The sequence below is a fragment of the Kribbella sp. NPDC051952 genome, assembly GCF_040680855.1.
Lineage (GTDB): Bacteria > Actinomycetota > Actinomycetes > Propionibacteriales > Kribbellaceae > Kribbella.
The window spans coordinates 1-21,787 of the sequence record NZ_JBFAXQ010000010.1; the positions used below are offsets into that span (position 1 = coordinate 1).

The 21,787-nt window shown below is 67.1% G+C and carries 19 protein-coding genes; 7 read left to right on the forward strand and 12 right to left on the reverse strand.

The features are described from left to right. A partial coding sequence (locus tag AB0L70_RS19570) for a DUF222 domain-containing protein (RefSeq protein WP_363685908.1) occupies positions 1-798 on the forward strand: 798 nt, incomplete at its 5' end. A gap of 1,722 nt (positions 799-2,520) precedes the next feature. Here the strand turns inward: AB0L70_RS19570 and AB0L70_RS19575 are convergent. From AB0L70_RS19575 to AB0L70_RS19590, 4 genes are all read right to left on the reverse strand, one after another. Beyond that, positions 2,521-3,348: a carbohydrate ABC transporter permease gene (locus AB0L70_RS19575; RefSeq protein ID WP_363685910.1), complete on the reverse strand. Its 828-nt coding sequence runs from the start codon at positions 3,346-3,348 to the stop codon at positions 2,521-2,523. Continuing rightward, complete coding sequence (locus AB0L70_RS19580; protein WP_363685912.1) at positions 3,345-4,286, reverse strand: sugar ABC transporter permease; 942 nt, start codon at positions 4,284-4,286, stop codon at positions 3,345-3,347. The genes AB0L70_RS19575 and AB0L70_RS19580 overlap by 4 nt, the downstream gene beginning before the upstream one ends. Positions 4,287-4,314: 28 nt before the next feature. Beyond that, positions 4,315-5,703: an extracellular solute-binding protein gene (locus AB0L70_RS19585; RefSeq protein ID WP_363685914.1), complete on the reverse strand. Its 1,389-nt coding sequence runs from the start codon at positions 5,701-5,703 to the stop codon at positions 4,315-4,317. A 183-nt stretch (positions 5,704-5,886) separates the two neighbouring features. Continuing rightward, positions 5,887-6,906 carry a hypothetical protein gene (locus AB0L70_RS19590; protein ID WP_363685916.1) on the reverse strand — a complete coding sequence of 340 codons (1,020 nt, stop codon included), beginning with the start codon at positions 6,904-6,906 and terminating at the stop codon, positions 5,887-5,889. Between the two features lie 103 nt (positions 6,907-7,009). On the opposite strand from AB0L70_RS19590, the gene AB0L70_RS19595 reads away from it, so the two are divergent. The 3 genes from AB0L70_RS19595 to AB0L70_RS19605 all read left to right on the forward strand — a co-directional run bounded on the left by AB0L70_RS19595 (position 7,010) and on the right by AB0L70_RS19605 (position 10,955). After that, positions 7,010-7,606, forward strand: a complete 597-nt coding sequence (locus AB0L70_RS19595) for a TetR/AcrR family transcriptional regulator (protein ID WP_363685918.1) — start codon at positions 7,010-7,012, stop codon at positions 7,604-7,606. 74 nt (positions 7,607-7,680) lie between these two features. After that, positions 7,681-8,478, forward strand: coding sequence for an ABC transporter ATP-binding protein (locus AB0L70_RS19600; protein ID WP_363685920.1), 798 nt, complete (start codon positions 7,681-7,683; stop codon positions 8,476-8,478). Then, positions 8,475-10,955: an FtsX-like permease family protein gene (locus AB0L70_RS19605; RefSeq protein ID WP_363685922.1), complete on the forward strand. Its 2,481-nt coding sequence runs from the start codon at positions 8,475-8,477 to the stop codon at positions 10,953-10,955. The genes AB0L70_RS19600 and AB0L70_RS19605 overlap by 4 nt, the downstream gene beginning before the upstream one ends. Positions 10,956-10,961: 6 nt before the next feature. Here the strand turns inward: AB0L70_RS19605 and AB0L70_RS19610 are convergent, their stop codons facing one another. The 3 genes from AB0L70_RS19610 to AB0L70_RS19620 all read right to left on the reverse strand — a co-directional run bounded on the left by AB0L70_RS19610 (position 10,962) and on the right by AB0L70_RS19620 (position 13,162). After that, positions 10,962-11,576, reverse strand: a complete 615-nt coding sequence (locus AB0L70_RS19610; protein ID WP_363685924.1) for an NAD(P)H-dependent oxidoreductase — start codon at positions 11,574-11,576, stop codon at positions 10,962-10,964. 59 nt (positions 11,577-11,635) lie between these two features. Next, positions 11,636-12,310 (reverse strand): DedA family protein, encoded by a 675-nt coding sequence (locus tag AB0L70_RS19615; RefSeq protein ID WP_363685926.1) that lies wholly within the window; start codon positions 12,308-12,310, stop codon positions 11,636-11,638. A gap of 102 nt (positions 12,311-12,412) precedes the next feature. Then, positions 12,413-13,162, reverse strand: coding sequence for an SDR family oxidoreductase (locus tag AB0L70_RS19620; protein ID WP_363685928.1), 750 nt, complete (start codon positions 13,160-13,162; stop codon positions 12,413-12,415). 33 nt (positions 13,163-13,195) lie between these two features. Here AB0L70_RS19620 and AB0L70_RS19625 point away from each other — a divergent pair, with 33 nt between their 5' ends. Together AB0L70_RS19625 and AB0L70_RS19630 are read left to right on the forward strand one after the other, a co-directional pair. Beyond that, entirely contained in the window at positions 13,196-13,771 is a 576-nt protein-coding gene (locus AB0L70_RS19625; RefSeq protein WP_363685930.1) for a TetR family transcriptional regulator, read from the forward strand. Between the two features lie 22 nt (positions 13,772-13,793). Beyond that, positions 13,794-14,099: a metalloregulator ArsR/SmtB family transcription factor gene (locus tag AB0L70_RS19630; protein ID WP_363685932.1), complete on the forward strand. Its 306-nt coding sequence runs from the start codon at positions 13,794-13,796 to the stop codon at positions 14,097-14,099. Positions 14,100-14,415: 316 nt separating this feature from the next. Here the strand turns inward: AB0L70_RS19630 and AB0L70_RS19635 are convergent, their stop codons facing one another. The 4 genes from AB0L70_RS19635 to AB0L70_RS19650 form a co-directional block, all read right to left on the reverse strand. After that, the gene (locus AB0L70_RS19635; RefSeq protein WP_363685934.1) at positions 14,416-14,769 is read right to left on the reverse strand and encodes a VOC family protein; all 354 of its coding nucleotides are present in this window, start codon (positions 14,767-14,769) and stop codon (positions 14,416-14,418) included. A gap of 3 nt (positions 14,770-14,772) precedes the next feature. Continuing rightward, positions 14,773-15,594 carry a MerR family transcriptional regulator gene (locus AB0L70_RS19640; protein ID WP_363685936.1) on the reverse strand — a complete coding sequence of 274 codons (822 nt, stop codon included), beginning with the start codon at positions 15,592-15,594 and terminating at the stop codon, positions 14,773-14,775. A gap of 149 nt (positions 15,595-15,743) precedes the next feature. Beyond that, positions 15,744-17,114: a ricin-type beta-trefoil lectin domain protein gene (locus AB0L70_RS19645; RefSeq protein ID WP_363685938.1), complete on the reverse strand. Its 1,371-nt coding sequence runs from the start codon at positions 17,112-17,114 to the stop codon at positions 15,744-15,746. Next, complete coding sequence (locus tag AB0L70_RS19650; protein WP_363685940.1) at positions 17,114-19,012, reverse strand: ricin-type beta-trefoil lectin domain protein; 1,899 nt, start codon at positions 19,010-19,012, stop codon at positions 17,114-17,116. Before AB0L70_RS19650 ends, AB0L70_RS19645 begins: the two co-directional genes overlap by 1 nt. Before the next feature lie 235 nt (positions 19,013-19,247). On the opposite strand from AB0L70_RS19650, the gene AB0L70_RS19655 reads away from it, so the two are divergent. Continuing rightward, a complete protein-coding gene (locus tag AB0L70_RS19655) occupies positions 19,248-20,480 on the forward strand; it encodes a family 16 glycosylhydrolase (protein ID WP_363685942.1) in 1,233 nt (410 codons plus the stop codon). 4 nt (positions 20,481-20,484) lie between these two features. On the opposite strand, the gene AB0L70_RS19660 is transcribed toward AB0L70_RS19655, so the two are convergent. Next, positions 20,485-21,648, reverse strand: a complete 1,164-nt coding sequence (locus AB0L70_RS19660; protein ID WP_363685944.1) for an ROK family transcriptional regulator — start codon at positions 21,646-21,648, stop codon at positions 20,485-20,487. Positions 21,649-21,787 lie beyond the last annotated feature (139 nt).

Here is a 21,787-nt window from a genome sequence, read left to right on the forward strand (position 1 = left end):
CGCTCCCGCATCCACGCCGGCGCCCGCCCCCACAAGACCGTCGACGGCGAACTCGACCCCCGCTCCCGCGAAAAGCGCCAAGCCGACGCCCTAACGTCCACCTTGACGATCGCCGCCGCAGCCGCCGACGTTGCTACCACCAGCGATACCGTGCCTGGGTTCGGCGCGAAGGCAACCATCACCGTCACCATCGACTACGAAGACCTGAAGGCCGCCACCGCAACTGGCAATCTCGTGTACGGCGACAACCTCTCCGCCGCCACGATTCGCCGATTGGCGTGCGACGCAAAGATCATCCCGCTAGTACTGGGCTCCAACTCCGAACCCTTGGACATAGGACGAGCCGAACGCCTGGTCACCCGAGCGATGCGCCGAGCCCTGAACGCCCGCGACAACGGCTGCGTAATCTGCGGTGCCCCACCCATCACCTGCGACGCCCACCACCTCAAGTCCTGGCTGGACGGCGGCGAAACCGCAACCAACAACCTCGCCCTCCTCTGCCGCCGCCACCACGTAGCCCTCCACAACGGCCACTGGACCATCACCATCACCAACGGCCACCCCCAAGTAACCCGCCCACCCTGGGCAACCCCACCACCCCACCCCAAACCCCCCATTACCTCCCTCCTAAAACCCCTCCCCACCCCAACCCCACCCACCCCTACCCCCACAAGGCCCACAACCCGCAACCCGCGCCCCAGCCGCTGGTCCGCCGACGAAACCGCCATGCACCAAGCCACCCAGTTCGCCGCCTGGGGCACCCACCCAACCCCCCAACACCAACCCCAAGCCCCGTAACCCCCTCACAACCCACCACACCACCCGTCGGATGGGACCAGCCCATCACCTCCCCACCGAACACAACCACCTGCCCACCGCCTGTCGGGTCGGCATCCCAGGACCGAACAACAAACCTCCCACCGACGTCCACCCACGTCCCGGCGCCCCAACCCCAACCGCACCCACGACACTCACGCTCACGCGACCCGCACCCCCGCGAACCACGGTCAGACGAACCAGCCCGCCTAGCACATCCCGAAGCAACCCAGGTAGCACGCAGCGAGCCCTCACCACGCCGCCCCAGCCCCACCCCCGCAACTACAGCACCCGGGCCTGCCCCCAAAGACGACCACCAGAACAGCCACCACGAAGCCCCGTCCCCTTCACCCGCAATCGCCCCACCAGCACGACCGCGCCACCCAACCCACATCTCCGTGGCCCCCAGCCCCGAAACATCCACCGACCTCGCGCCCTCACGCGAGCACCCGACCCCACTCCCACAACCATCGCGCCCGCACCACACCGCCGAAGGCAACTACCAGAAGAGCCATCGCGGCGGGCGTCCTGTCACCACACCTCCCTGGACCCACAGCCCCAGCCGCGTCCACGGGCTTCGTGCTCTCACGCTGGCACCCGGGACCACAACCGCTCCCGCGACCAGAGCACTCCCCAACACACGCCGGGGGGCAGTCAACAGAAACAGCCGCCGCACACCGGCGTCCTCTACACCACGTCTCCCCGCACTACAGCCTCAGCCGCATCACGGCACATGAGCGACGCCGCCGAAGGCGACCACCAACAGCCGCCGCGCAACGGTGTTCCTCTTCAGCCCGCAATCGCGCCCCTAGTACGACCGCGCCACCCAACCACCTCCCCCGGACCACAGCCCCAGCCGCATCCGCAAGCCCCGTGCTGTCTCACGCCGCCCCCTGGGACCACAACCCACTCCCACATCCACCGCACCCGCACCACATCGCCGAAGGCAGCTAGCAGAACAGCCACCGCGCAGCGCGGGTCCTTTGCACCACATCTCCCCGGAACCACAGCCCGCCCGCATCCACGCGCCTCGTGCACTCACGCGGCACCCCGGGACTACAACCCACTCCCGCAATCACAGCACCCGCAACACACCGCCGGGGCAGCGCACAGACCAGGCACCGCCCAGCGGGCGTCCTTTGCACCACATCTCCCCGGAACCACAGCCCAGCCGCATCCCACGGCACACGAGGTACGTCGCCGGAGGCGACCACCAGAACAGCCGCCGCGCAACGGTGTTCCTCTTCAGTCCGTGATCACGCCACCGAGACGACGACGCCACCCACCACATCCCCCGGATCCTCAGCCCCAGCTGGCACACGCGCATCTCGTGCTCTCACGTGGGCACCCGGGACAGCCCGCTCCCGCGACCACAGCACCCGAGCACACCGCCGGAAGCAGCTACCAGAACAGCCACCGTGCAGAGGGGGTTCTGTGCACCACATCTCCCTGGAACCACAGCCCCAGCCGCATCCACGGCACACCCAGCTCCCGAAGGCTCACCACACCCAGCCTTCTCGAACCACAGCACCCGGGTATGCCGCCGAAAGGCAGCCCCAGAACAGTCACCGCGCAGAGCGTGCCATCCGCACCACATCTCCCCGCACCACAGCCCGCGCCGCACCACGGCACGCGCCGCACCACAGCACACGGGGTACGCCGCCGGGGGCTGCCGATAAGCAGCCGCCGCCGAGGGGTGTCCTCTTAGCCCTTGATTGCGCCGCCGAGGGCGAAGGCGCCGCCGAGCTTTTTGCTTAGGAGGAGGTATAGGAGGAGGACGGGCATGGTGTAGATGAGGGAGTACGCCGCGAGCTGCCCGTAGTTCGGCTCGCCGTACTGGCCGAAGAAGGTGAAGATGCTTACCGACGCCGGCAGTCGCTCAGGTGACAGCAGCAGCATGAACGGGACGAAGAAGTTCCCCCACATGCCGATGAACGTGAAGATCAGCACGACCGCGATCCCCGGCCACATCAACGGCAGCACGATCCGCGCCAGTGCCTGCATGTTGCTGGCACCATCGACCCATGCGGCCTCCTCGAGGGAGATCGGTACGCCGTCCATGAACGTCTTGGTCAGCCAGATCGCGAACGGCAGCGAGGCTGTCCCCATGAACATGATCGTGCCGCCGAGCGTATCGACCAGGTTCAGCTGCACGAACAGGCCGTACACCGGCACCATGACCGCCGTGATCGGCAACCCTGTGCAGAACAACACGGTCAGCAGGAACGGCCGGTTGAACTTCGACTTGAAGCGCGACAACGGATAGGCCGCCAGCACCGCACAGACCATCGTCAGCAAGGCCGACCCACCGCAGAGCACGATGCCGTTCAGCACCGGCCGGTACGTCGTGTTGGTGTTCAGCACCGCCTTGAAGTTCCCCAGCGTGGCATGCGTCGGGAACTCGACCCGCAGTCCCGCGGTCCGGTTGATCGACGCGAACAGCACCCATAGCAGCGGCAGCACGAACAATATGCCGATGGCCAGCAGCACCAGGTTCGCGGCTAGTTTGCTGATCCGGTCCCGCGCAATCACGCTGCCTCCGAGTTGAGTCCACGTAGGTAGATCAGCGAGAAGACCGCGCCGATCGCGAGCATCACGAGGGCGATCGCCGTACCGTAGCCGATCTGGGAGAAGCTGAACGCCTGCTCGTACATGTACAGCGGCAACGTCTGACTCTTGGTCCCGGGGCCGCCACGGGTCATCGCGAAGATCAGGCCGAACACGCTCAGCGTCTGCAGCGTGATCAGCATCAGGTTGGTCATGATCGCCCGGCTGATCATCGGCAGCGTGACGAACCACAACCGCCGGAAGCCGGCCGCGCCGTCCATCTCGGCCGACTCCTCGATCTCCTTCGGTACTTCGCTGAGTGCGGCGGAGTACACCAGCATCGAGAACGCCGTACCGCGCCAGATGTTGGCCAGCGACACCGCGATGATAGGTGCCGCGTACAACCAATCCTGGCCGGGCAGGCCGACCCAGTGCAGCATCACGTTCAGCGTGCCCTCGTCGTTGAAGAACGCACTGAGCAGGTACGCCGCGACTACTTCCGGCAGCACCCACGCACCGATGACCGCCGTACCGACGAAGTTGCGGACCACTCGCGTGGACCGGCGCATCAGCAGGGACAGGCCGAGCCCGAGGGTGTTCTGGCCGATGATCGCGGAGATCAGCGTGAACACCAGGGTCAGCCAGATCGCGTTTGTGAACGCGCTGCTGCCGAACGCCTTGCGGAAGTTGTCGACACCAACGAACTTCACGTTCGCCGCACCGGTGCCGGTGAGCGCCATGTTCGTGAACGCGGCGTACAGGCAGTAGATGATCGGGCCGGCCAGGAAGACCAGCATCAACCCGATCGCCGGTGCCAACGGCAACATCTTCAGGACCTTGGCGGCCCGCGGCTTCCCGCTCCCTCCGGAGGACTTACCGGAGCGAGCGGGCTTGGCCGCGGTGGGAGCGACTGTCGTCGTCACAGGGGAGATTCCTTCGCCGGGGGCAGGACTACTGGCCGGACGTCGTCTTGTCCTTACCGACGATGCCTTCGACCGCTTCGTCGTAGTTCTTCGCAGCCTTGTCGATATCGGACTGTCCGGTCATCACCGCCTCCATCGCGGTGATGATCTCGTTCGAGACCTTCGGGTACTCGGCGTACGCCGGCCGGTACACGGTGACCGAGACGAGGTCGGTGAAGAACTGCGTGCTCTTCGAGGAGCTCTTGTAGGTGGCGTCGTCGGCGACGTCCTTGCGGACCGCGATCTGCGCACCGTCGGTCGCGTACTTGGCCGCGTTCTTCTGCGTCTGCAGGGTCTTGATCAGGTTCCAGGCCGCGTCGGGGTTCTTCGACTTGGCCGGGATCGCCCAGGTCCAGCCACCGGAGAGGCTGACCTTGCCCTTGCCGCTGCCGTCCTTGGTCGGCATCGCGGTCTGACCGAGCACCTCGGTCCACTGCGGCCACGGCTTCGCACCGGTCTTCTGCCAGTTGCCGTAGATCCAGGAGCCGTCGAGCGCGATGCCCAGCTTGCCGCCCGGCAGCAGTTCGGTGCCGACCTTGCTACCCATGTTCGGGTCGAGCGCCTGCTTCGGCGACGGGCCGAGGCCTTCGCCGTAGACGGTCTTGACGAAGTTCAGCGCGTCCTTGAAGCCCTGGCTGCCGACGACCCACTTCTGCTGGTCGTTGTTGTACAGCGTGTCCTTCGTGCCGTACAGCAGCATCTCGAAGCCCTGCATGGCCGAGGCCTCACCCATCGGCTTGCCCGAGTACACGTTCATCGGGATGACGCCGGGGACCTTCTGCTTGATCGCGCGGGCCGCGGACAGTACGTCGTCCCACGTCTTCGGCTGCCAGTCCGCGGGCAGGCCGGCCTTCGCGAAAATTTGCTTGTTGTACCAGAGGGCCCGAGTGTCGGTGCCATCCGGAACGCCGTAGGTCTTGCCGTCCAGCGCCTTGGCCGCACCCTTGGCCGTGTCCTGGAACTGGCTCCACTGGTCCCACTTGTTGATGTACTCGTCGAGCGGCCGCAGGTAGCCCGCGGTGATGTCGGAGTTGATCAGGAACGTGTCCTCGTACACCACGTCCGGCGCCGTGTTCGGCGAGCGCATCATCAGCTGGAGCTTGGTGTAGTAGTCGTTCTCACTGGCAACGATCGGCAGGATCTCGACCGTCGAACCAGGGTTGGCCGCCTCGTACTCCGACTTCACGCCGGTGAGGAAGTTCTTCATCACGACGCCCGGACCCCACTGCTGGTAGGCGATCTTGATGTGCGCGGGACCGGCGCTCTGCGAGCCACCCGCGTCCGGCTGCTTGGTCGTCGAGCCCTGGCTGCAGGCCGAGACCGCCAGCAGCAGCGCACTCACGACGGCCGCTGCTTTGAAACGTTTCCTTGTCACCATCAGGTCCACCTTCGGGCAATCGTTGTCATCCCGGTACCACGGCCCAAACCCAGCGGGCTTTCCCGCGACCGTAGGAGTCTCAGGCGGCCGAAGTCAATGCTTGACAGACAACGTTGTCCCCGCTGGGGCGCGCTAACGCGGTGACCGGAAGGTAACAATCCGATCACCGCGATGTCATGACATTCAGACGGTAGCGGCTTTTGCCTCGTGGCGGGGCTGTACGACCCGCTGAGCCCGGAGAGATCCGAGTGCACAGAGGCCTAGACCGGCCAGCAGCCAGCAGGTCAGTACGACGAGTGGGCGGGCCGCTCCGGCGCCGTCGAAGAAGCTCACCGAACGCAGCGCCGTACCGGCCGCTCCCGGCGGCAGCAACTGCCCCAGCGTGCCCCAGCCGGACGGCAGCATCTCGGGTGCGCTCGTCATGCCGGACAGCGGGTTGCCGAGCAGCATCATGACCGCGCCGCCGAGCGCGAGACCCGCCGTACCAAGCAGCCACTCCAGCCCGAGCAGCGTCAGGCTGATCGCCGCGATCGACATCGCGATCACGCCCGCGTTCCCCAGGTAGCTGCCCTCGAACGAGCCCAGCCAGTACTGCAGTACGGCGGCCAGCGCGAGCCCACCCGTGATCGCGAAGGCAACCGCACCGATCATCCGCTTGGACCCCGAACGCACGAGCTGCGTCAGCGCACCGGCCGCGATGATGCCACCGAGCACAAGCGGCAACGCACCGGCGGCCAGACCGGCACCCCGCGGGTCGTCCGTCGGCAGCGGCACGATGTCCGTCACCTTCGGCGGGGCCTGCGGCGACAGTTTCGACGACATCTGCGCCAGCATCTGCGCGACCACGGGACCGCCGGCGGAGGCCGTGAGTACCTCAGGCTGAGCCGAGTCGAGGACGATCGCGCCGTACGCGTCCCGGTCCTGGATCTTCTGTACGGCGGCAGCCCGATCCGGTACGGCGGTGACGTCGAAGCCACCGGGCATCGCCTGCTCGAGCCCGGCCGTGACCTGCTGGACCGCCGGTGCGGGACCGGCCACGACGAGCGGTAGATCGCGAGGCTCGGACCGAGCCGCCGGCCAGGCGAACGCGATCAGCAGGACCGTGAGCAGCGCGGTCAACAGTGTGATGACCGCGATCAGCGGAGGCCGCCGACCGGGGGCGGCAGCGTGTTCGGGCGCGTGCCCGGTCGCATCAGCGGACATGAGAGCTACTCCTTCAAAACCGAATGACCGTTCTTTATTACTTCCGAGCCTGATTCATGAGCGGCGACTTGTCAAGAACGGACATTCGTTTTATGTTCCGGACATGCCAAAGGTCACCGACGAACACCGCCTGGCCCGGCGTACGCAGATCGTGGCGGCCGCCCGCCACTGCGTCCTGGTCGAGGGCTTCCACAAGACGACGATGGCCGACGTGATCCGCGAGTCCGGCCTGTCCGCGGGCGCGGTGTACGGCTACTTCAAGAGCAAGGAGGAGATCGTCGCGGCGATCGCCGAGGACGCGCTCAGCACCGTGGACGAGGTGTTCCAGAAGATCCTCGCCACCGAGGAGACGCTGACTCCCCTGATGGCGCTGGAGACGGCACTGACCCATGTCTTCGAGGTCGCCGAGCGTCCCGACGGCGACGTCACCCGGATCGCCGTCCAGGCCTGGGCCGAGGCGCTGCGCAACCCCGAGATCATGGCGACCGCGTCGGGCAAGTACACCCAGCTCCGGACGAACTTCGAGGCCGTCGCGCGCCGCGCCCAGGCCGACGGCACCGTCGACCCGGACGTCGATCCTCGCTACATCGCCCAGGTCATGTTCGGCCTGGTGCCCGGCTTCGTCCTGCAGCGGCTGTTGATCGGGGACGTCACACTGGAGTCGTACACGGCCGGGATGCGCGCTCTGCTCCGGCAATAGGTGGAGTTTCATCCACCCCCAGCGGCGGTCCAGCACCCTGGGGGCGGCAGCCTGCGCTCCGTAGCGTCAAGCGCATGAAGAAGAAGACGCGACGCTTGCAGGAAGCATTCGACGGGACCGAGTACTCGGTCGTCCTGCATGAGGTACGACGGGTCTACGGGCGTGGCTCGAACACGGTCAACGCCCTCAACGGCATCAGCATGAGCTTCGCCCCCGGCACGTTCACCGCGGTGATGGGCCCATCCGGGTCCGGTAAGAGCACGTTCCTGCACTGCGCGGCCGGGCTCGACCGGCCGACGTCCGGGAGTGTGTACATCGACGGGCAGCCGCTGGCCGGCCTGAGCGAACGCAAGCTCACCGAGCTGCGCCGGGAGCGGATCGGGTTCGTGTTCCAGTCGTTCAACCTGCTGCCCGCGCTGACGGTGTGGCAGAACGTCACCCTGCCGCAGGAGCTCGACGGTCGCCGGGTGAACCGTAACGCGGTCCGCCAGGTTCTCGACCGCGTCGGCCTCGGCGGCAAGCACAAGAGCCGCCCCGGCGAACTGTCCGGCGGTCAGCAGCAGCGCGTCGCGATCGCCCGCGCGCTGGTCGCGCGTCCGGCCGTGATCTTCGCCGACGAGCCCACCGGCGCCCTCGACACCCAGACCGCGGCCGACGTCCTCGAGCTTCTCCGTGAACCGGTCCGCACCCAGGGCCAGACCGTCGTGATGGTGACGCACGACCCGGTCGCCGCCTCGTACGCCGACCAGGTCGTCTTCCTGGCCGACGGCGTACTGGCCGGCAGCCTCAACGCGCCGACGGCCGAACAGGTCGCCGACCGGATGACCCACCTCGGTGCCCGCTCCAGAATGACAATGGCGGTGACCCGATGATGCGCCTGGCGGTCCGCACCTTGCGCTTCCGCAAGGGCGGCTTCATCGCGACCTTCGTCGCGGTGGTCTTCGGTACGGCGATCGTGATGGCCTGCGGTGGTCTGATGGAGACCGGCATACGGTCCAACGTCGAGCCCACTCGTCTCGCCGCCGCGTCGCTCGTTGTGACCGGCAACCAATCTCATCTGCGGCCCGGACAGGAGGACGCGACCGCGCTCCCCGAGCGCGTCGGCGTCCCTGCCGACATGGTCGAGAAGCTCCGTTCTGTACAAGGCGTTTCGAAGGTGATCGGCGACATCACGTTCCCGGCTTCCGTGCTCGGTGGGCACGGCCTGACGGTTGCCGAAGGCCACAACTGGTCATCGACCGAGCTGGCGCCGTACACCCTGACGTCCGGTCACGCTCCGCGAGCCGGCCAGGTGGCCATGGCGGGCGCCAAGGTCGGCAGCCAGGCCACCTTGCTGATCGGCGGCGATCCGAAGACCTTCACGGTGAGTGGATCGGTGGCCGGACCACCGGGTCACGTCTTCTTCGCCGATCGCGAAGCCGCTGAGCTGTCCGGTAACACGACCCGCTTCGCTGATGTCGGCGTACTGGTTGCCCCGGGCACCAGTATCGACGCCGTGAAGGACCGGATCGAGGGGCTCGGTACTGGCGTCGCCGTCCGGACCGGGATCGATCGTGGCCTGGCCGAGCAGCCGGGAGTCGAGTCGCACCGGACCGCGCTGATCTCGATCGCCGGATCGTTCGGCGGGATCGCGGCGATGACGATGATGTTCGTGGTCGCGTCCACGCTGGCGCTGTCCGCCCAGCACCGCGAGCGCGAGTTCGCCCTGCTGCGTGGCATCGGTACGACGCCTGGTCAGGTGCGCCGGATGATCCTCGGCGAGGCGATGCTCGTCTCGATCCCGGCGGTCGCAGTGGGCGCCGTACCGGGGACTTTCCTCGGCCGGTTCCTGTTCGACCAGCTTGGTTCGCATGGTGTCGCGTCCCCGGTCGTCGCGTTCTCGCAGGGGCTGATCCCGTTCGCTGCCGGTGCGGGTGCCGCCGTCCTCGCAGCCATCGGCGCCGCCCTGATCGCGGCGCGCAAGTCGGCGAAGATCCGTCCGGTCGAGGCGCTGATGGAGGCCTCACTGCAGCGGAAGTGGTTCGGCTGGGTTCGGCTGTTCTTCGGTCTGGCCTTCCTCGGCGGCGGACTCGCGCTGCTGATCGTGACCGCGACGGTGATGACCGGTGCGCTCGCCGGCGCGACCGCTGGCCCCTCCGTGCTCTGCTGGGCGATCGGTGTCGCACTGCTCGGCCCGTTCTGGACCAAGGCGGTTCTCGTCATCTGGCGCTGGCCGATACAGTTGCTGACCCGGGTCAACGGCCGGCTCGCGATCCGCAATGTCACCGCACGTTCGGTGGCGATGTCCGCCGCGGTGATGCCGGTGATGCTGGCTGTCGGCATCTCGACCGCCAACCTCTACATGCAGACCACGCAGGTCAGCGCGGCCTCCAAGGCGTTCACACGGGATCTGCGGGCTGACGCCGTACTGGTCTCCGACGCCGGTCTGTCGCCGACGGTGCTGGACCAGGCTCGCGAGGTTCCGGGGGTGACGAGTGCCTCGGCGTTCGTCCGCAGCATGGGCACGATCGACGAGCCACGCAACGCGCCCTTCGATGAGGACGGCGCCCCCGTGATCGGAGTAGATGCCCAAGGCAAGGACGGTACGGCGCCGGTCCGGTTGACGCACGGATCACTCACCGATCTGTCCGGATCGACCGTGGCCCTGCCGGACTACGTCGCCGGGAAGATGGATCGCGGGGTCGGTTCGACGATCACGATGACGCTGGGCGACGGCACCTCGGTCGATCTCAAGGTGGTTGCGACGTTCGCGGCCGAACGTGGCTACGAAAGCCTGATCCTGCCGGCGTCCCTGGTCGCCGCTCACACCACGGACGGTCTGACAAAGCAGATTCTGATCCGGTCCGCACCGGGTGCCGACGTACGACCTGGATTGGCCAAGCTGGCTGCTGCACATCCCGGCGTGCAGGTGGCCGATCGCGACAGTCTGGTCGCGGCGAACGCGGAAGACCTGCAGACCCAGGCGTGGGTGAACTACATGCTCGTCGGCATGCTGATCGCCTACACCGCGGTCTCGGTCGTCAACACGCTGGTCTCGACCACATTGCGGCGCCGCCGGGAGTTCGCTCTCCAGCGCCTCACCGGCTCCACTCGTGGTCAGGTCCTCCGCATGCTGTGGACGGAGAGCACGCTGGTCACGTTGGCCGGCGTCACGCTCGGCACGTTGGTGGCGCTGGCCTGCCTGGTCCCGTTCTCGGGCGCTGTCTCGACCAGCTCCATGCCGACGGGGCCGCTGTGGATCTACCTGGTCATCGTCGCAGCCGCTGCACTCCTCACCTTCGGCTCGACGCTCGTCCCGGCCACCACGACCCTCCGACACTCCCCTACCCAACCGACCCACTCAGATTGACCTGAATCAGTGCGCAGGCGTGGGCTCCGCGACAGGCTGCAAGGCGATAGTGGTCGCCTGAATGATCCCAGCGTTGTCGCGGAGCCAGCCTGACAGCACCACTTGCAGGTCCTCGAGATCCCGCTCCTCCAACACAACCCCGGGCACCGGCACACTCGCACCGAGCTCAGCCAGCACCGGACGCAGATGCTGATCCGCCAGCAGCTTGTGGCTGGGAGCTCTGGACACCGTTACCGGTACGACCACCGCACCCGCCAGCGCCTGCGGCTTCAGCACATCCAGGAAGCTCTTCAGCAAGCCCGTGTAGCTGCCCTTGTAAACAGGCGTCGCGATCACGATCACCGAGGCCGACGAGACCAGATCGACCGCACTCTCCAGTGCGGCCCGCTCCTCGTCCGCGGCCCGCTCGCCCTGGAAGATCGCCGGCGCGAACGTGATGAGGTCCACCAGCTCGTCGATCCGGTACGGCGTACCGAGCTCAGAGGCGAGCAACTCCGCCACGGACGCGGCCGCGGCGGCTGTCCTCGACCCGGCCCGTGGATTGCCGACCACGGTGACGACAGACTGCGGCCAGACCGGCGGATCCGGCACAACCTGCGGTTCGAACGCGATTGAAGGCATAGGACCCAACTCCTGAGCTCGGTTCAGTGATGTCCCGAGCGTAGTCAAAGTCGAGCGTCCTACTTGACATTCTCAGAATCCGAACGCCGCGACCGGATCTTGACGACTACGAACCACACCACCGCCGCCACCGCGGCCGCGATCACGACCTTCTGGAAGACGCCGACCGACGACTCGACCACATGCCACCGCTCACCGAGCTGATAGCCGGCAACGATCAGCAACGAGTTCCAGACCAGGCTGCCGACCGCGGTCAACGCCAGGAACAACGGCACCGACATCCGCTCCACCCCCGCCGGCACTGAGATGAGACTCCGTACGACGGGAACCAGCCGCCCGATCAACACCGCCTTCGGCCCGTGGCGGTTGAACCAGTCCTCGGCCTTGTCGACATCCTTGAGCTTGACCAGTGGCAGCCTCTCGGCGAGGGCCCTGGTCCGATCACGACCCAGCCCGGCGCCTACGCCGTACAAGGCAAGGGCGCCGACGATCGACCCGAGGGTGGTGAACAGGATCGCGCTGACCAGCCCGAGATCACCGCGAGCGGCGGCGAAGCCGGCCAGCGGGAGGATCACCTCGCTGGGCAGTGGCGGGAACAGGTTCTCCAGCGCGACCGCGAGGCCCGCACCCGGCGCCCCCAGTCGCTCCATCAGCTCGATGGCCCAGCCGGCCACTCCGGTCGGTTCCTGTGTCGCCTGCGCCGCGGTCATCATCACCTGATTCGTCGTGAACATGCCGACGACGCTAGGCCCGCAGGCACCACTCAAACACTGAGGCCAACCGCCGTCTTCGGGTTGGGCTGTCCACCGTACCGACCGGGGGAAAACCCAACCCTGTCAGGCGATCCGGGGCCCGAGGAACAACCCGCCACTCGCATCCACGGTCTGACCGGTGATCCACCGAGCCTGGTCCGACGCCAGGAACGCGACCACGTCCGCGACATCCTCGCCACGACCGAGCCGGCCGAGGGCGGTGTTTCCGGTCATGAAATCGACGAGCCCCGGGACCTCGAAGACCGCGCCGTTCGCCTCGGTCCGCGTCGCACCCGGAGACACTGCGTTGACGGTGATGCCCCGCGGGCCGAGCTCCTGCGCGAGCGTCATGCTCATCGTCTCCACCGCACCCTTCGTCATCGCGAACGACGTCTGCACCGGCGCCGCGAACCGGGCCGCCCCGGACGAGAGCGAGATGATCCGACCGCCGTCGCTCAGGATCGGCAGCAGTCGCTGAATCAGGAAGTACGGCGCTCGCACGTTGACCGCGAACATGCGATCGAAGCTCTCCACCGTGTCGGTCTCGATCGGACCGGCCGGTAGCGCCGCGGCGTTGTTGACCAGGACGTCCAGCGACCGGCCGGACAACCCCTCCGACAGCTGCCGGAACACCTCGTCGGCATCACCCGGTACGCCGAGCTCGGCACCGACCAGGAACCCTCGACCGCCGATCCGGGCGAGCGTCTCCTCGGCTCCCGCCTTGTCGCTGTTGTAGTGCACGGCGACCTCGGCGCCGTCCGCGGCCAGCCGTTCCGCGATCGCCCGCCCGATCCCGCGCGAGGCGCCCGTGACCAGGGCAACCTTCTCGTTCATGTTAGAAACTATCATGATGTTAGTATCTACCACATGAACCTGAAGGACCGCCAGAGAGCCGAGACGCGGCGGCGGGTCCAGCGCCAGGCGATCCGGCTGTTCGAGGACCGCGGGTACGACACGACCACGGTCAACGACGTCGCGGTCGCCGCCGGCGTCTCCGCGATGACCGTCTACCGCCACTTCCCCACCAAGGAAGACCTCGTCCTGTACGACGAACTCGACCAGCTGGCCGCGGAAACGATCAGCAAACTCCCCGCGATCGAGCCGCTCGTCGACCGGATCGGCCAGACGGTCCTGCAGACACTCGAGCTGGCGTCAGCGCACGACAAGGAATTCCTGCTCGCACGGCTGCGCCTGATGATCTCGACCCAAGCCCTCCGTGCTCGACACCTGGACAGCCAGTACGCCACTCAAGAGGCCGTCGTCGCCGCGGTCTGCGCCGACACCACGGACCCGGCACTCGAGTATCAAGCCCGAGCCGCTGCCAGCGCCTGCCTCGGCATCGTCCACATCGCCCTCCTCCGCTGGGCCGCCGAGAACGGCGAAACCAACCTCCCCGACCTCTTCCGCGACGCCTTCCAGGCCACATTCGGCCACAAGCTCTGACCAGGCGACGTATATTCCTCATATGGCAAGTACGTTCGAGGTTCTGGCTGAGGTGCGGCGGCGGGAGATTCTGGATCTGCTCCGCGGCGGCGAGCGGCCGGTCGGCGAGCTCGTCGACGAACTCGAGCTGAGCCAACCGGCCGTCTCCAAGCACCTCCGGGTCCTGCGCGACGCCGGGCTGGTGGAGGTTCGCCACGACGCCCAACGCCGGTGGTACCGCCTCAGCCCGGCCCCACTCGCCGAGATCGACGCGTGGCTGGCGCCCTACCGGGATCTCTGGCGGGGACGCCTCGATGCTCTCGAGGCGCACCTCAACACAATGGACTAGCTGCGGAGTCAGAAAACGTGCTGTCGCAATGCCCCCCGCACACAAGCTGCGGCGCGCCACGGGCGACGCGCGGCGGGTGGGGAGGATTACCCGCCCGATCCGGAGCACAATCCTCCCCAGCCTCCACCAAAGACCCGGGCGGGGCATCACCCACCGCTCGACGCGTAAGCCGCGAATGCAGCCAGGTCATGGGGTTGCCCTTCACCTCGGGGGTCGCCCTTCACCTCGGGGGTTGCCCCGTGACATAGGGGGTTGCCTCTTCAGAATCACGATGGGCAACCCACTAGGTCAATGGGCAACGTTCCATGCCGAGGTACTAGCTGCGGATCTCCGCGAGGTCGAAGACGTTGCCTTCGGGGTCGGCGAGGGTGATCCAGTGGGTGCCGTACTCGTCGTGCTCGTCGAGACGCTTGGCGCCAAGGCCGATCAGGCGGTCGAGTTCTGCTGACCAGTCGGTGGTGGCGAGGTCGACGTGCAGGCGGTTCTTACCATTGCGTGGCTCGGGGACCTGGATGAAGAACAGCGCCGGACCGTCGCCGGTGCGGTTCACGCTGGTGAAGAACTCGTTGCCATCAGCATCGACTTCCTGGGACAACACCTCGGCCCAGAACGCGGCGAGCGCGGTTGCGTCCGTGCAGTCGAAGGTGATGTTCTCAAGGTGGACGGACATAGATCAGCCTTTCAGGGCAGGGATTCGCTGGATCGGCCAGCAGATCTCGGTTCGGTAGGTGCTCGCGTCGGGGGTGTCCCCCGGGCTGACGACGTACAGCTCGCGGATCGGGCCCGGTGCGACCTCGCAGTACTCGGCGACGTGCGAGCCGAGCGCGCCGTAGCTGCGGTCGAAGTCCGCCATTGGTCCGGCGTGGACGGCGATCGCGAAGAACCCACCGGGCAGATCGACCAGTTCGACCCCGTCGGCCGGCGCCTGGTCCGGCGCGACCGGGACGAACGCCACGACCTGACCGGCGTCCTCGGTGAAGAACTCGTCGCCGTACGTCGCTCCCGCGGTCGCGGAGATGCCCGCGGCGGTTGCGACGGCGTCGAGCCGCCCGAAGACGTCCTCACACCACGGGCCGATGTCGGCGCGTTCAACCCGATCGGTGATGCCGTACGCACGGAACGCGGGGATGAACCGGTAGTCCACCGAGAGGTCGGCCGGGGTGAGCGTGAGCATCTGCCGCAGTGAGGCGACCACCTCGCGGGTGTGGGTGAGCTCCTGCTCCATCCGGTCCAGGTGGGATCGGAGGGTCTCCTCGCGGGTGGGACCGTCGGCCGCCTCCACCACCGCCTGGACCTCAGGCAGTGGCATCCGCAGCTCACGCAGCCGCCGGATGAGTTGGGCCGTCTCCACCTGCGTGGTGTTGTACCGCCGGTAGCCGGACGAGGGGTCGATCGAGTCCGGCGCGAGCAGGCCGATCTCGTGGTAGTGGTGCAGCGTCTTCACACTCAGATGGGTCAAACGCGAAAACTCGCCCACCGTCACCGTCGCCGTCATGCGACAAGCTTCCACCCTCCGGTAACCGGAGGGTCAACAGACACCTGCAGCAACCACCAGACAGGTGCTTCGCTCGCCTCCTACTTACTAACTCGCCCGCCCCGGCCGGAGGCCGGGGCGGGCGAGTGTTCTTTCAGGAGGCAGCCACCTCAGCCGCGGTAGCGGCCTATTACCTTGGTGTAGTCCCAGTTGGCTTGACCCACTCCGCTGCAGGAGTCGGCGGGGCCGCCGGTGCAGGGGCGGTCGCGGTTGACCGACCAGAACGTGAAGCGGGCCAGGTGGTGCTCCGAGGCGTACGACAGCATCGACTCGAAGTCGGACACGTTGACCCGCTCACCGGCCACATCGGTGATCCCGTTCATCGACGAGATACCGATCTTCCGGTACGCCGCGTCGTCGCTCAGACCGTACGCCGACTTGACCTGGTTCTTCAGTCCGTCAGCAGCCTGCCGGGTCAGCGTGCCCATGTTGTTCGAGCCACCGCCGAAGTCGAACGGCATGATCACCCAGCCGTCGAGGTTCAGCCCGGAGGCCGCACCGCGCCGGATCAGGTCCTGCCCGTTCCCGTCCGGCCCGGAGGTCGTCGTACCGAAGGTCAGGTAGGTGACGATGCCCGGGTTGTTCTGCTCGATGATCTTCAGCGCGTCGATGACCTTCTGCCGCACGTTCGCCTGCGCGAACTCCTGGTCCTCGATGTCGATGTCGATCGCCTTCAGCGACAGCGCGTTGATCACCTTCTGGTACGCACCGGCCAGCTCGCTCGCACTGTTGCAGCTCTGCCCGAGCTTGTTGCCCGACCAGCCACCGATCGACACCACGGCGTCACCGCCGTTGGCGCGGATCGCACTCAGCGCCTGCTGGTCGACACCACCGGTGAGCGGACGGCCGCCGTCCCACATCGGGTTGCAGTACCCGTTGGACAGGATGAACGCCATCGTGAACCACTTGACCCCGGTCGCGTTCATCACGGTCGCCGGGCTCGGCGGGCTCCCCCAGCCCTGGTAGAGGTACGGCGCTGCCGCCATCGGCGCACCACCGGCCGGCGGCGGTCCACCGTCGGCGGCCGGGGCGTTCCACTTCTGGTTCGCGGCACCGGTGCAGGTCCAGGTCTGCAGCGGGGTCGCATTGGCGGAGTTGTTGCCGGTGACATCGAGGCACTTGTTCGCCTGCGGGTTCACCAGGTCCCGACCGGACGAGTAGGTCCACTGCTGAGCAGCAGAGCCGTTGCAGGTCCAGAGCTGGACCTTGGCGCCATTGGCAACCGATCCGGCGTTCACATCAAGACACTTGCCCAAGGCACGGACCGTGCCATCACTCGACCGCGTCCACTGCTGCGCACCGGAGCCGTTGCAGTCGTACAGCTGCACCTGCGTGCCGTCCGCCGAGTTGGCCGCGGCCACGTCCGCACACTTACCGCCCAACCCGGTAATCGTCCCGGTCGCCGCCTGTGCGGGCGACGCCGTCATCAGCAGTCCCGCACCAAGCACCAGAGCCGCGGCCGCTGCCGCCAGCCGGCGCATCAGACGGTCCACTTCTGGTTCGCCGCGCCGGTGCAGGTCCAGAGCTGCAACGGAGTCGCGTTCGCGGAGTTGTTGCCGGTGACATCAAGACACTTGTTCGCCTGCGGATTCACCAGATCTCTCCCACTCGTATAAGTCCATTGTTGGGCCGCGCTCCCGTTGCAGGAGTACAGCTGCACCCGCGCACCGTCGGCCACCGAGCCGGCGTTCACATCAAGGCACTTGCCCAGGGCGCGGATCGTGCCGTCGCCCGGCCGGCTCCACTGCTGTGCGGTCGAGCCGTTGCAGTCGTACAGCTGTACGCCGGTCCCGTCCGCACTGTTGGCACCGGCAACGTCGATGCACTTCCCGGCCAGCCCGGTGATCGCACCACCGCCACCACCACCGCCACCGCCCTGCGTGCCGGACCAGGTGAAGGTCGCGGACGTCTTGGTCGGCAGGGTGTAGGTGAACGACTGCGATCCCCAGTTCACCCGCACCGACTGCGAGCTACCGGTGGTGTTGAACGCGATCAGCGCCTTCGACCCGTCCGGGTTCTTCCACGCCACGTTCTTCACCGAGGCGTTCGCGCCCGAGTCGATCCGCAGCGCACCCGGCTTCACGAACTTGGTCAGGTGGCCCATCGTGTAGTACTCGACGGTCTTGGTGACCTGCCCGCGCTGACTGTCGTTGCGGTGCACGGTGACCAGCCCGGTGCAGACGTTGCAGCCGGCACCGACGAACGGCAGATGGTTCTCGTCGAGCGCGATGCCCCACTTCACCCACGACTTGTCGTAGTTGCGGGTGTAGTCGATCAGGTTGTTCATGTCCTCGACCTGCTGGTTCGGGATCCAGGTGCCGCCCGAGTGCTCGGTCATGTACGCGTTCACGTTCGGGTACTGGTTGTGGATCTGCGTCTGCAGGTTCACGTCGCCGCCGTACCCGTGCCAGGCGATGCCGCCGAAGTTCGGGTCGTTGCGCAGGGTGGCGTCCGCGATCGGGACCGACCCGAGGTCGTTGTAGTTGCCCCAGTTGTAGTCGAGGATCAGCACCTTCGTGCTGAGGCCGGCCGCGTGCAGCGCCGGGAACAGGTTGTTCTTGGTGAACTCGAGCAGGCCGGACCCGTTCCAGTTCATCGACGCGTAGCCGGTGTTGTCGTTACCGCAGCAGGTCGGCTCGTTCTGCACCGAGATGTAGTCGATGTGGTTGCCCTGGGCCTCGTTCTGCTGGAGGTACTTGACGAAGTACTGGGCGTACATCGGGTAGTACTCGGCCTTCAGCCAGCCGCGGTGGACGAAGTCGTTGTTGTCCTTCATCCAGGCCGGCGCACTCCACGGCGATCCCATCACCTTGACCGCCGGGTTGAGCTGCCGCGCCTGCTTGGTCAGCGGTACGACGTCGGCCAGGTCGTGATTGATGGTGAAGTCGTTCAGGTTGCAGCAGGTGTCGTCGTAGGAGTAATTGAAGCGGGCCAGGTCCGAGGCACCCATCGGGTTGCGGATGAAGGCCAGGCCGATCCCGTTGACCGGGTCGAACAGGTCCTTCATCACCTGGTTGCGGGTCGCGGCCGAGATCGTGTTGCTGCTGTTCAGCAGCCAGGCCGAACTGTCGGCGAACGACGCGCCACCGCCTTCGAAGGACTGGTACGTCGTGTTCTCGTTGACCGTGATCGTCTGGTTGGCCGAACCGCCGGCCGGGCCGAAGTTGACCGGGGTCTGCTGCTGCAGGCCCCGGGTCACATTCTGACCGGCCGAATCGTTCGTGGTGGTGAGCCAGATGTTGACCTGCTCACCGGCGGCCTGGGCGGGTGGGGCGGTACCGAAACCGAGTCCGGCGGCGGCCACGCACAAGGCGGCGATCGCGACCGGGAGGAAGCGTCGTCGCCTGGTCTGGGGGCGGGCGCGACGAAGTCCGGGCATGGGCGGATCTCCCTTGTTCTAAAGGGTTCTGGGGACATCGGGACGTTGTCGGCGTCTGCCCGCGCCGCAACCGGTGGTCATCATGAGGTAACCATCGGTGAATCGCCGTGTCAACGCCGGGACGGGACTTTTTTCAAGTCTTTTATTTAGTCCCCGCCTTGACGTGGGAGCGTTCTCACAGCATGCTGCGGCCGAGCCCTGTCTCCCGACGCCCCCCGTGAGAAATGAGGCAATCATGAGGCGTTCCCGCGTCGCGGCAATCGTCGCGATCGGTGCCGCGGTGATCGGCACCACGCTCCTACAAGCACCAGCCCAGGCCCAGCAGGAAACCACGAACGCGACCGACGCGACGGCGGCAACCATCTGGGAGGACAACTTCGACGGCCCGTCCGGCCAGGCCCCCGACCCCGGCAAATGGCGCTACGACATCGGTGGCTCCGGCTGGGGCAACGACGAGCGGCAGTACTACACGAACAGCACCCGCAACTCCGCGCTCGACGGGCAGGGAAACCTGGTGATCACCGCCCGCCAGGAGAACGGCGGCTTCCAGTGTCACTACGGCCCGTGCCAGTACACATCGGCCCGATTGCTCACCGCCCAGACCTTCACCCAGACGTACGGCCGGTTCGAGGCGCGGATCAAGATTCCCCGCGGGCAAGGGATCTGGCCCGCGTTCTGGATGCTCGGCGGCGGCAACTGGCCGACCGACGGCGAGATCGACATCATGGAGAACATCGGCCGTGAGCCCGCGACCGTGCACGGCACGATCCACGGCCCGGGCTACTCCGGCGCCGACGGGATCGGTGCCGCGTACAACCATCCGAACGGCTGGTCGTTCGCCGACGACTTCCACACCTTCGCGGTCGACTGGGCGCCGGACTCGATCACCTGGTCCGTCGACGGCGTCCAGTACCAGCGCCGTACGCCGGCCGACCTGAACGGCAAGACCTGGGTCTACAACCACCCGTTCTTCATGATCATGAACGTCGCGGTCGGCGGCTACTGGCCTGGTTACCCCGACGGCTCGACCCAGATGCCGCAGACGATGACGGTCGACTACGTCCGCGTCTCCAGCCTTGGCGCCAGCTCCGGGGGTTCCCAGATCACCGGCCTGGCCGGCAAGTGCCTGGACGTGAACGGCGCCAACGCGGCCGACGGCACGGCGGTCCAGCTGTACGAGTGCAACGGCACGAACGCCCAGAAGTGGAGCCGTCCCGGTGACGGCACGATCCGTGCCCTGGGCAAGTGCCTGGACGTGGCGAACGCCGGGGTCGCCGATGGCACCAGGGTTCAGATCGCGACCTGCAACGGCAACGCGGCCCAGCAATGGACCTACACAGCAGCGCGAGATCTGGTGAACCCACAGGCGAACAAGTGCCTCGATGTCACCGGCAACAATTCCGCCAACTTCACACCGACGCAGATCTGGACCTGCGGCGGCGGCGCGAACCAGAAGTGGAACGTCTAGGAACCTAACGCGGGCTGCGCGACGGTGGCGACAGCAACGGCAGGGCGCCACCGTCGCGCAGCAACCGCAGTACCGGCAGGGTTGCCGCGCCCAGGGCCACGGCATCCCGGCCGAGTTCGCACAACTCGATGGAGACCTGTGAGTACGGCAGGCGCAGCGCATGCGTGCCGACGGCCTCCCGAAGCTCAGGTAGGTAGCGCTCCCCCAGCATCAGCCCGGCCCAGCCGCCGAGCACGATCCGCTCCGGATTCACCAGGTTGACCAGGTTCGCGAAACCGGCGGCCAGGTAGCCGATGGTCTCGTCCACGATCGTTGCCGCGAGCTCCGACGTACGGGCTGCCTCGAGGAGCTCGACGAACGCGGCCTCCTCGTCGACGGCGGCGAGGGATCCGCCGGCCTCGCGGTAGCGGTCGAGGACAGCCTCGGCGCCGACGTACGCCTCGAGGCAGCCGTCGGCTCCACACCGGCAGCGGCGACCGCCGTACGCGATCGTCATGTGGCCCCATTCGCCTGCGCTGCTGCGGGTTCCGCGGTATCCGGATCCACCGGCGATCAGTGCGGATCCGACGCCGGAGCCGACCAGCGCTATCACCGCGTCCGTCGCGCCACGGCCCGCGCCGAACCACATCTCCGCCTGGCCGAGCATGTTCGCACCGTTGTCCACGTGGATCGGGATATCGGTGCCTTCGGCAAGCATCTGCCCGAGCGGTACGGCGTCCCACCCGAGCGTCTGCGCATCGACGACGGCGTTCCCCTCGACCACGCCGGAGACCGCGACGCCCAGGCCGAGGATGGCGTCGGACTGCACACCGGACGACGCGACAACGGTCGCAAGCCCTTCCAGTACGTGCTTCACGACCACCGACGGCTGCGGCTCGACGACCGGGTGATCGACGGTGGCGAGCACGTTCATGGCCAGGTCGAACAGCTCGACCCGGACCCGGGTCTCGCCGACCTCGGCGCCGACCACGTACCGGAACGTTGGTGCCACCCGCAACAAAACGCGCGGCCGGCCGCCTTCGGACTCGACCGAGCCGGCCTCCTCGACGACACCTTCGGCGATGAGTTCGCCGACCAGGTTGCTCACACTTGCGGCGCTCAACGACGTCCGGACGCTCAGCTCCTGGCGGCTCAACGGACCGTCGCGATAGATGCCAGACAGGATCACGGATCGATTGGACCGCCGCATGTCGCGCACAGTTGTCCGCCGTACGTCCATGCATCCGCCCCTACCCGCTCCGGCCCCCTGCAGGCCGCTCGACCCCGAGTCCATCACGTCGTCCGGCGGTCCGGAAGGGCCACCTTCC

Coding starts and splice junctions, on each gene's coding strand:
- AB0L70_RS19585 (WP_363685914.1), bottom strand. CDS start 5,703: ATGGTGACAAGGAAACGTTTCAAAGCAGCGGCCGTCGTGAGTGCGCTG.
- AB0L70_RS19590 (WP_363685916.1), bottom strand. CDS start 6,906: ATGTCCGCTGATGCGACCGGGCACGCGCCCGAACACGCTGCCGCCCCC.
- AB0L70_RS19595 (WP_363685918.1), top strand. CDS start 7,010: ATGCCAAAGGTCACCGACGAACACCGCCTGGCCCGGCGTACGCAGATC.
- AB0L70_RS19600 (WP_363685920.1), top strand. CDS start 7,681: ATGAAGAAGAAGACGCGACGCTTGCAGGAAGCATTCGACGGGACCGAG.
- AB0L70_RS19605 (WP_363685922.1), top strand. CDS start 8,475: ATGATGCGCCTGGCGGTCCGCACCTTGCGCTTCCGCAAGGGCGGCTTC.
- AB0L70_RS19610 (WP_363685924.1), bottom strand. CDS start 11,576: ATGCCTTCAATCGCGTTCGAACCGCAGGTTGTGCCGGATCCGCCGGTC.
- AB0L70_RS19615 (WP_363685926.1), bottom strand. CDS start 12,310: ATGTTCACGACGAATCAGGTGATGATGACCGCGGCGCAGGCGACACAG.
- AB0L70_RS19620 (WP_363685928.1), bottom strand. CDS start 13,162: ATGAACGAGAAGGTTGCCCTGGTCACGGGCGCCTCGCGCGGGATCGGG.
- AB0L70_RS19625 (WP_363685930.1), top strand. CDS start 13,196: ATGAACCTGAAGGACCGCCAGAGAGCCGAGACGCGGCGGCGGGTCCAG.
- AB0L70_RS19630 (WP_363685932.1), top strand. CDS start 13,794: ATGGCAAGTACGTTCGAGGTTCTGGCTGAGGTGCGGCGGCGGGAGATT.
- AB0L70_RS19635 (WP_363685934.1), bottom strand. CDS start 14,769: ATGTCCGTCCACCTTGAGAACATCACCTTCGACTGCACGGACGCAACC.
- AB0L70_RS19640 (WP_363685936.1), bottom strand. CDS start 15,594: ATGACGGCGACGGTGACGGTGGGCGAGTTTTCGCGTTTGACCCATCTG.
- AB0L70_RS19645 (WP_363685938.1), bottom strand. CDS start 17,114: ATGCGCCGGCTGGCGGCAGCGGCCGCGGCTCTGGTGCTTGGTGCGGGA.
- AB0L70_RS19650 (WP_363685940.1), bottom strand. CDS start 19,012: ATGCCCGGACTTCGTCGCGCCCGCCCCCAGACCAGGCGACGACGCTTC.
- AB0L70_RS19655 (WP_363685942.1), top strand. CDS start 19,248: ATGAGGCGTTCCCGCGTCGCGGCAATCGTCGCGATCGGTGCCGCGGTG.